Genomic DNA, 8,992 nt, shown 5'->3' on the forward strand with positions numbered 1-8,992 from the left:
ATCGTACAGTAATTGAAAAATTCAGTCATAAAGCTACCTTACAAGAAGTTGCTGATAATGATTACAACTTGAATATTCCTCGCTATGTTGATAGTTTCGAAGAAGAGGAGGAAATTGATATTCAAGCGGTAATGGCTGAAATTAAACAGCTTGAAGCAAAGCGTTCTCAATTAGATGCAGAAATCGAAGTATATTTAAAAGAATTAGGCTTAGTAAGCTAATTTTTATTTTTTTTAATCCTTAATGTTTATAGCTATAACAATAAATGACCGAGATGACAAAAAAAAATAAAAGTGTGAAGAATTTTCCTAATTTATTACCGAAGCTTAGATTTCCCGAGTTTGAGGAGAATTGGAAAGTAACAAAGTTGGGAGATATATGTAAAATGCAAGCTGGAAAATTTGTCAGTGCTTCAGAGGTTTTAAAGGAAACAAATAATAAATTATATCCTTGTTATGGAGCAAATGGATTAAGAGGATTTACTTATTCATATAATTATGAGGGAGAATACTCTTTAATTGGTAGACAAGGAGCACTTTGTGGAAATATAACAAGGGTATATGATAAATTTTATGCAACTGAGCACGCAGTTGTTGTAACTCCTAAAGAAGAAGTACATTCCACTTGGTTATTTTATCTGTTAAACTATCTAAATTTAAATCAGTATGCTACCGGTATGGCTCAACCCGGATTATCTGTCCAAAATTTATTAGAGGTTGAATCAATAATCACAGATTCAATTGAAGAGCAAGAAAAAATTGCGTCTTTATTATTATTAATTGACTCTAGAATTCAAACCCAAAGGAAAATAATTGAGAAGTTAGAAACCTTAATGAAGGTAAGCCGTACAAATATTTTTTCTCAAAAATTAAGATTCAAAAACGAACAAGGATATGATTTTCCTAATTGGGAAAAATTAAAACTTGGTGAAATTGGAAATTTTCAGACAAGTAGTATTGATAAACTTTCAAGGGAAAACGAAAATGAGGTCTATCTAGTAAATTATATGAACGTTTACAGACACGAAGATATAAATTCTAGTACAATAAAATCATTTCAAAAAGTAACTGCGAAAGAACAGCAAATTAGTAGTTGTAATTTAAAAAAAGGAGATATTCTTTTTACTCCATCATCAGAAACACCTGATGATATTGGTCATTCCGTTGTTATTTCTGAAAATCTTGAAAATGCTGTGTTTAGCTATCACTTGATGCGTTTTAGACCAGAAATTGAGATTGACATATTATATTCTCACTATTTCTGTAATGTCCCAATTGTTTTAAGTCAATTATCAAAGTTTGCAACAGGGAGTACTCGATTTACAATATCAGTTAAATCATTTTCTGATGTTGAGGTTAGTCTTCCAAGCTTACCCGAACAAAAAGTTATAGGTAAGTTCCTTTCCTTAATCGAAAATAAAATAGAAATAGAAAAACAAATTTTAGAAAAGCTAGAGCTTCAGAAAAAATTTGTTTTATCTAATTTGTTTATTTGAAAAACGAAGCCTTGTCAAGGTTTAAAACCTTGACAAGGCTGGATTGAAAAGCTAGTCTCTTAAACAAAAAGATTTTGCAATAAATACTTTTTTTGATTTTCGTATTGAGTAAGCAATTCTGATTCTACATTGATTTTCTCATTTATAGATGATAAGAACTGCGCTATTTTAATTTGTTCATCTTTACAGGGAAGTTTTACTTTTAGTTTTAAGAATTCTATTTTAGACATATTATATCTTGTACTTCCTTGAGCAAGTTTTACTATTTCATTTCTGAATTTATTGCTTCTGAACAAAAATTGTGAGAATTCTGGAATAAGTTCATCCAACGAGTTAGTTCTAAAACCAAAACAAAAACTGTTAAGATACACATTATCAATATTTTCTAATAAAACAGAACTCATTCCAATTTCTTCAGGAGTTTCAGATGAAATAGTAAAAAATACATCTCCATACTGGACTATATTTTGATTCTCATTTTCTTGAACTTCTACAAAAGCACAATTTGCAATATTAATTTTAACTGAATCAAATATTTGCTTGTACTGAATATACTTTTGTCCTACTCCAAAATGTTCTTTTGTTTTTCCAGATAATCCGTTAAAAGTATTTCCTAAGTCGCTTAATTTAAATTCTTTCCATTCTGAATAATTGTTTTTATTTCCATTTTTAAACCTTACTATTTGTTCAAATATTAAATCTTTGAGATTTAACATTTGGGATTTTAGTTGGGAAATTATTTTCCTTTGGGTTTGAATTCTAGAGTCAATTAATAATAATAAAGACGCAATTTTTTCTTGCTCTTCAATTGAATCTGTGATTATTGATTCAACCTCTAATAAATTTTGGACAGATAATCCGGGTTGAGCCATACCGGTAGCATACTGATTTAAATTTAGATAGTTTAACAGATAAAATAACCAAGTGGAATGTACTTCTTCTTTAGGAGTTACAACAACTGCGTGCTCAGTTGCATAAAATTTATCATATACCCTTGTTATATTTCCACAAAGTGCTCCTTGTCTACCAATTAAAGAGTATTCTCCCTCATAATTATATGAATAAGTAAATCCTCTTAATCCATTTGCTCCATAACAAGGATATAATTTATTATTTGTTTCCTTTAAAACCTCTGAAGCACTGACAAATTTTCCAGCTTGCATTTTACATATATCTCCCAACTTTGTTACTTTCCAATTCTCCTCAAACTCGGGAAATCTAAGCTTCGGTAATAAATTAGGAAAATAAAAGTTCCTTTATGTAAAAGATTTGTGATTTTAAATCCTAAATGACAAAGTAATTTTATCCTTAATGTTAACTTTCAGTTTAATTTAAAAATCAAAAAGTTTATGACAAGAAAGAAAACATTAGCAGAAATCGCTGAACTTTGGAAGAATGACAAAAAGTTGTATGTAAAAAAATCAACCTTTTCGGCTTATGTATTGTTGCTGGAAAATCATTTACTCCCTGTATTTAAAGACTATTCTGAAATTGAAGATGAAGATGTACAAAAGTTTGTATTTCAAAAACTGGAACAGGGACTAAGCCAGAAAAGTATTAAAGATATTCTCATTGTACTGAAAATGGTATTGAAATATGGAGCAAAGAATAAATGGATTGAGTTCATCAATTTTGATGTGCAATATCCTACGGTTCGGGAAACTCATACAATAGAGGTATTGAGTAGAACACATCAGAAAAAAGTAATGAGTTATATTCAGGAGCATTTTACTTTCAGGAACTTAGGCGTTTATATTTGCCTTTGTTCAGGAATGCGTATTGGTGAGATTTGTGCTTTGACTTGGGAAGATATTGATACAGATAATGGTATTATCAATATTCGAAAAACAATCCAAAGAATCTATGTCATTGAAGATGGTGAACGTAGAACTGAACTTCTTATTGATACTCCAAAAACAAAAAATTCAATTCGTGAAATTCCAATCACCAGAGATCTTTTGAGAATGCTGAAGCCTTTTAAGAAAATTGTTAATCCTGCATTTTATGTTTTAACTAATGATTCTAAACCTACAGAACCAAGAACCTACAGAAGTTACTATAAAAACCTGATGCGATACTTGGAAATTCCGGATATTAAATTTCACGGATTACGACACAGTTTTGCGACAAGGTGTATTGAAAGTAAGTGTGATTATAAAACAGTAAGTGTTTTATTAGGACATTCCAATATCAGTACTACACTAAATCTCTATGTCCACCCTAATCTGGAACAAAAGAAAAAAGCAATCGATCAGATGTTTAAAGCTCTTAAGTAATTTATCAGCCTTGTCAAGGTTTAAAACCTTGACAAGGCTTTCTACTATCGAGTCTCATACCACTACTTTATTCTTTTATTTCTTATCTTTGAGAAAACAACATTTGATGAATGATAACAGGATTACTATTATAGAGCCGGATAAATATTACCATATCTTTAACAGAGGAATAAATGGAGATGTAATTTTTAAATCGGATCATAATAAAAATTTCTTTCTTCAAAAAATAACTCAATTATTAGTGCCCGTATGTGACCTTTATTCTTACTGTCTTCTTTCAAACCATTTTCATCTTTTGATTAAAGTAAAATCAGAAAAAGAATTAAATTTATTTGCTAAGACTCAACTTAATAATATTACTAAAGCTGAAAAGGGATTACATTCATTGCAAAACATCTTTTCCAAACAGTTTTCAAGAGTTTTTAATTCTTACTCACAGGCTTTTAATAAAGAGAATAACAGACATGGAGCTCTTATTGAATCTCCTTTCAGACGAAAAGAAATTATTTCTGAAGAGTACTTAAGAAATACCATAATTTATATTCATCAGAATCCTCAACTTCATTCAATAACTGATAATTTCAGACAATTCAAATACTCATCTTATCAAACTATTTTAAGTAATAAACCTACTTCTATAGCAAGAAATGAGGTAATAGAATTATTTGATAATGCAGAAAATTTCATAATTTGCCATCAGAAAATTAAAGATGAGATGATTTTTTAAATTTAAAAAATTAATAACCACAATGTCAAGCCAACCAGAATATATTTTAGAACAAAAATTAGTTGAACAGTTGCAGCAATTAGGTCACAAGAAAGTCAAAATCTGCAATGAAAATTATCTAATTAAAAATCTAAAAACTCAACTTGAAATTCATAATAAAAAGACATTTTCCGATAAAGAATTTGAAAAAATTCTAAATCATCTTTCTAAAGGAAATGTTTTTGAGAAAGCAAAAATTCTTCGAGATAAATTTCACTTTATTAAAGATGATGGAAGTTCAGAATGGATTGAGTTTATCAGTCAGGATCACTGGTGCCAGAATCAGTTTCAGGTAACCAATCAGATTGCCCAGGAAGGTAATTTTAAAAACAGATATGATGTAACCATCCTGATTAATGGATTACCATTGGTACAGATTGAACTGAAACGTCGTGGTCTGGAAATGAAAGAAGCTTTTAATCAAATCAATCGCTATCATCATCAATCTTTCAATTCTGGGAATGGCTTATTTAATTATGTTCAGTTGTTTATCATCAGTAATGGAGTTAATACAAAATATTATTCCAACAACGCAAAGCAGACTTTTAAACAGACATTCTTTTGGTCAGATGAGCATAACAATAATATAACACAGCTTGAAGATTTCGCACAGGCATTTTTAGAGCCCTGCCATATTGCTAAAATGATTACCAAGTATATTGTTCTGAATGAAACGAATAAAATACTAATGGTTTTAAGACCTTATCAATATTATGCCGTTGAGAAAATTGTTGATCGAGTAAGAAATACCGACAAGAATGGATTTATCTGGCATACAACAGGTTCAGGAAAAACACTGACTTCCTTTAAAGCCAGTCAGATTCTGAAGGAAATTCCTAAAGTGGAAAAAGTTGTTTTTGTAGTTGACCGAAAAGATTTGGATTATCAGACACAGAAAGAATTTGATGCTTTTGAAAAAGGAAGTGTAGATGCCACTGAAAACACTGCACACTTAGTTAAGCAACTTTCAAATAATACCAAACTGATTGTAACTACTTTACAGAAGTTAAATACTGCAATCACCAAGGAAAAGCACGGTAATAAAATTGACAACCTGAAAGATAAGAAAGTGGTTTTCATTTTCGATGAATGTCACAGAAGTCAGTTTGGAGATACTCACCAGAATATCAAAAAGTATTTTAAGAACGCTCAAATGATAGGCTTTACAGGAACTCCGATTTCTGAAGTTAATTCAATTGGGAAAATAGATGGAGCTCCTGCAACAACCAACAGATTGTTTGAGGACTGTCTTCATAAATATGTGATTACGGATGCAATTCGTGACGATAATGTTTTGAAGTTTTCTGTGGAATATGTTGGAAGATACAAGGAAAAGGAAGGAAGCAATACTTATATTGATACTGATGTTGAAGCAATAGATACCCATGAACTTCTTGAAAGCCCAAAACGTCTTGAAAAAATTGCAGAATATCTCATCGCAGAATACGGCAGAAAAACTCATAATAGTACTTTTAATGCAATGTTTTGTGTAAGCAGCATTAATGTTTTGCAGAAATATTATGACCTTTTCCAGAAGAAAAAGGAAGAAGGTAAGCATCAGTTAAAAATTGCAACAATTTTCAGTTACGGAACTAATGAGGAATCTAAGGATGCAAATGGAATCTATGAAGAACCTGAATTTGGAATGGTAGCAGAATCACAAGCACAGTACGGAGATTTTCATAGCAGAAATATATTAGATAGGTATATCGGTCATTATAATGAAATGTTTGGAACAAACTTTTCAACAAAAGATTCTCAGACTTTTTACAACTACTATAATAATGTTGCTAAAAGAGTTCGCAATAAAGAAGTTGATTTAATCATTGTTGTGAATATGTTCCTGACTGGATTTGATAGTCCACAATTAAATACTTTATTTGTAGATAAAAACCTTAAATATCACGGGCTTATTCAAGCATTTTCCCGTACCAACAGGCTTTTAGGCGAAAAAAAATCTCAAGGAAATATTGTTTGTTTTAGAAATCTAAAATCTGCAACTGATGATGCTGTCACTTTGTTTTCTAATAAGGAAGCGATTCAGGAAATCATTATTCATCCAATAGAAGATTATATTGATCTTTTTAATTCTGCTTTAGAGACATTAAAATTAGTTGCACCTGAAATTGACAGTATCAACAATTATCAAACTGAACAGGAAAAGTTTGAGTTTATCACTGCTTTCCGTGAAGTTATGCGTGTTCTGAATGTTTTAAAATCATTTGCCGATTTTGATTTTGACAAATTAGAAATGACCGAATTTGAATTTGATGGCTATAAAAGCAAGTATTTAGATATTTGGAACGAAACAAAACCAAAAGGAGGAGAAGGAAAAGCCAGCATTTTAGATGATGTAGATTTTGAACTGGAATTAATTCACCGAGATGAAATCAATGTAAGTTATATCCTTTCACTCTTAGCCAATCTTACCGACTCAAATCTAAAAGGAAATAAACTAGAACAAAAGAAAAAAGAAATCAGAGATATTCTTTCTGGTGATGCAAAATTGCGAAGCAAAAAAGAACTGATAGAAAAGTTTATAGAAGAAAACCTACCTCATATTTCCGACGGAGATAATGTGAATGAAGAATTTGAAAAGTATTGGAATAAGGAGAAGAACTTTGCTTTTGAAAAAATTGCTACCGAAGAATCTTTGAATAAAGACCGGTTCAGAGATGCTATTGATGATTTTCTATTCACTTCCAAGACACCTAAAATTAGTGATACATTAAAACTTCTTGAAATAAAGCCAAAACTTACTGAAAGAAATAATATAGGTAGAAGAATTATTCAGAAGGTTCAAAATTTTGTAGATGTTTTCATTGATGGAGTTAGCGCCTGATTTAATAAAAAATGTTCAGCGTGTGCTGAACATTTTTTATATCTTAAATAAATTATTTCCTTTCAATCAACCTCTCCAGCCTCCCCATCATCTCATCCTTCTCCTTCAGCATCCTTTCATAAAGAGCAATCTTTTCATCGTTTAATTTCTTGATCTCTTCTAGTGCTTCCAGCCATTTTTCAGTAGTGTTAATAGTAGGATTTATCTGAAACACTTGACCTGTTGCATTATCATTGACAGTAGTCACTGTATTCGCAATAATATTCACAGCCTGCTCCTCATCAAAATTCTGAAATGCTTCCACCGGAATTTTCAATACTTCAGAAATTCTTTTCAGCAAAGGGTCTTCAATAATTTCTTTCTGTTCCAGCAGAGAAATTTTCTTCTGGTTCCAGTCTTCCCCAAGGTCAAAAGCCAATGCTTCCTGCTTGATGCCCAGCATTTCTCTGAATCGTTTTACATTGCGTCCCTGATGTATTTTATGTTCCATGATAATTCAACATTTATGAGGTTTAAATATAGAAAAATATTTAGAAAAACGATGCTTAAAAAACAGCTTAATTACAATCTATGTTCTTCATGATGATCCTGTGAAACGGGTCTTCTCACTTGTTTCGCCATTTCCGTTTTTATACCCGTTTTTTTTCATCAAAAAGTCAGAAAAAACAAACCCTTTTATCTGATTTTCACTTTCTGGTGAACATACTCTGAAAATCTTACAATACCCTGTTTTTCTATGCCTGGCACTCGCTATATTTGATTCAACAAACAACCAAAAAACACAATATTATGGCACTAGACAATTTAATCAGTGTAAGCTTTTCAAAAACAGATTTAGAAACCATTGACAAAGCGATTCAGGACATCCAGTCTGTACTACTGGGAAAAACCATCAACCTTACTCCGGATCAGCGACAGCAATACGGAAGAATTGCAGAGCAGAACAAACTCTTTGTGAATAAAGCCAAAATCTATATGGAACAATATGCCCAGTATGTTCCTAACTTCCTGGATAAAGCAGAATTCGATAAAGATTATACCGCCAGAGAACAGATTGAACAAAGACTGCAACAGCTGGATTCTTTAACTGAACAGCTTTCAGACACCAAAGTATTGCTGGATCACGATAATTATCATAACGCCATCAGTTTCTACCGAAGCATCAGATACCTTTCCGAAGAGAATGTACCGGGCACCAATGTTATTTATGATGATATGAAGCAGTTTTTTGTGACGGGACAGACTTCAGGGCCCATTGAAACACTGCCTCCATCCAGTTCAAACAACAATCAGTAAGAATAAAAACTTTTTCTGGAAGCACGTGAAAACGTGCTTTTTTTTATGATGATCCATCTGCTTATTTTTGGTTGGAAATCGCAAAGACGCAAATTCTTATTATAGGGATACTGTTTAAGGCGCAAGGATTTTATCTTCGATAAAATTTCTATATCCTGATATCCTTATCTGCTGAAAATCTTTGATTTTCTTGCGCCTTAAAAAACATATCAATATTTAAAAACTTTGCGCCTTTGCGCTTAAAACAAAATAATAAGCCATTGTATTAATCAGTAAGAATAGRTASTTTGTCTGGGAGCGCGTGAGAACGTGCTTTT

The 8,992-nt window shown here is 31.4% G+C and carries 8 protein-coding genes and 1 pseudogene; 6 read left to right on the top strand and 3 right to left on the bottom strand.

The genetic code is table 11. The features are described 5' to 3' along the window. On the top strand, positions 1-221 hold a 221-nt coding region (locus REB14_RS04190), incomplete at its 5' end, for an N-6 DNA methylase (protein WP_309521583.1). A gap of 53 nt (positions 222-274) precedes the next feature. After that, positions 275-1,495 carry a restriction endonuclease subunit S gene (locus REB14_RS04195; RefSeq protein ID WP_309521584.1) on the top strand — a complete coding sequence of 407 codons (1,221 nt, stop codon included), beginning with the start codon at positions 275-277 and terminating at the stop codon, positions 1,493-1,495. 59 nt (positions 1,496-1,554) lie between these two features. Here REB14_RS04195 and REB14_RS04200 read toward each other — a convergent pair whose 3' ends face one another. Beyond that, positions 1,555-2,211: a restriction endonuclease subunit S gene (locus tag REB14_RS04200; protein ID WP_309521590.1), complete on the bottom strand. Its 657-nt coding sequence runs from the start codon at positions 2,209-2,211 to the stop codon at positions 1,555-1,557. Positions 2,212-2,229: 18 nt separating this feature from the next. Then, a pseudogene (locus tag REB14_RS04205) lies at positions 2,230-2,685 on the bottom strand (restriction endonuclease subunit S); the annotation flags it as partial. Positions 2,686-2,844: 159 nt separating this feature from the next. Between REB14_RS04205 and REB14_RS04210 the strand changes: the two are divergent. From REB14_RS04210 to REB14_RS04220, 3 genes are all read left to right on the top strand, one after another. After that, positions 2,845-3,771 carry a tyrosine-type recombinase/integrase gene (locus REB14_RS04210; protein ID WP_309521585.1) on the top strand — a complete coding sequence of 309 codons (927 nt, stop codon included), beginning with the start codon at positions 2,845-2,847 and terminating at the stop codon, positions 3,769-3,771. A gap of 295 nt (positions 3,772-4,066) precedes the next feature. Beyond that, positions 4,067-4,498, top strand: coding sequence for a hypothetical protein (locus REB14_RS04215; protein WP_309521586.1), 432 nt, complete (start codon positions 4,067-4,069; stop codon positions 4,496-4,498). A 22-nt stretch (positions 4,499-4,520) separates the two neighbouring features. Further along, positions 4,521-7,379 (top strand): type I restriction endonuclease subunit R, encoded by a 2,859-nt coding sequence (locus REB14_RS04220; RefSeq protein WP_309521587.1) that lies wholly within the window; start codon positions 4,521-4,523, stop codon positions 7,377-7,379. A gap of 52 nt (positions 7,380-7,431) precedes the next feature. Here REB14_RS04220 and REB14_RS04225 read toward each other — a convergent pair whose 3' ends face one another. Next, entirely contained in the window at positions 7,432-7,869 is a 438-nt protein-coding gene (locus REB14_RS04225) for an XRE family transcriptional regulator (RefSeq protein WP_309521588.1), read from the bottom strand. A gap of 299 nt (positions 7,870-8,168) precedes the next feature. Here REB14_RS04225 and REB14_RS04230 point away from each other — a divergent pair, with 299 nt between their 5' ends. Further along, positions 8,169-8,675, top strand: coding sequence for a hypothetical protein (locus REB14_RS04230; RefSeq protein ID WP_309521589.1), 507 nt, complete (start codon positions 8,169-8,171; stop codon positions 8,673-8,675). Positions 8,676-8,992 lie beyond the last annotated feature (317 nt).

This window comes from Chryseobacterium metallicongregator, from assembly GCF_031324065.1.
Taxonomy (GTDB): Bacteria; Bacteroidota; Bacteroidia; order Flavobacteriales; family Weeksellaceae; genus Chryseobacterium; species Chryseobacterium metallicongregator.

Coding starts and splice junctions, on each gene's coding strand:
- REB14_RS04230 (WP_309521589.1), top strand. CDS start 8,169: ATGGCACTAGACAATTTAATCAGTGTAAGCTTTTCAAAAACAGATTTA.
- REB14_RS04220 (WP_309521587.1), top strand. CDS start 4,521: ATGTCAAGCCAACCAGAATATATTTTAGAACAAAAATTAGTTGAACAG.
- REB14_RS04200 (WP_309521590.1), bottom strand. CDS start 2,211: ATGTTAAATCTCAAAGATTTAATATTTGAACAAATAGTAAGGTTTAAA.
- REB14_RS04225 (WP_309521588.1), bottom strand. CDS start 7,869: ATGGAACATAAAATACATCAGGGACGCAATGTAAAACGATTCAGAGAA.
- REB14_RS04195 (WP_309521584.1), top strand. CDS start 275: ATGACAAAAAAAAATAAAAGTGTGAAGAATTTTCCTAATTTATTACCG.
- REB14_RS04210 (WP_309521585.1), top strand. CDS start 2,845: ATGACAAGAAAGAAAACATTAGCAGAAATCGCTGAACTTTGGAAGAAT.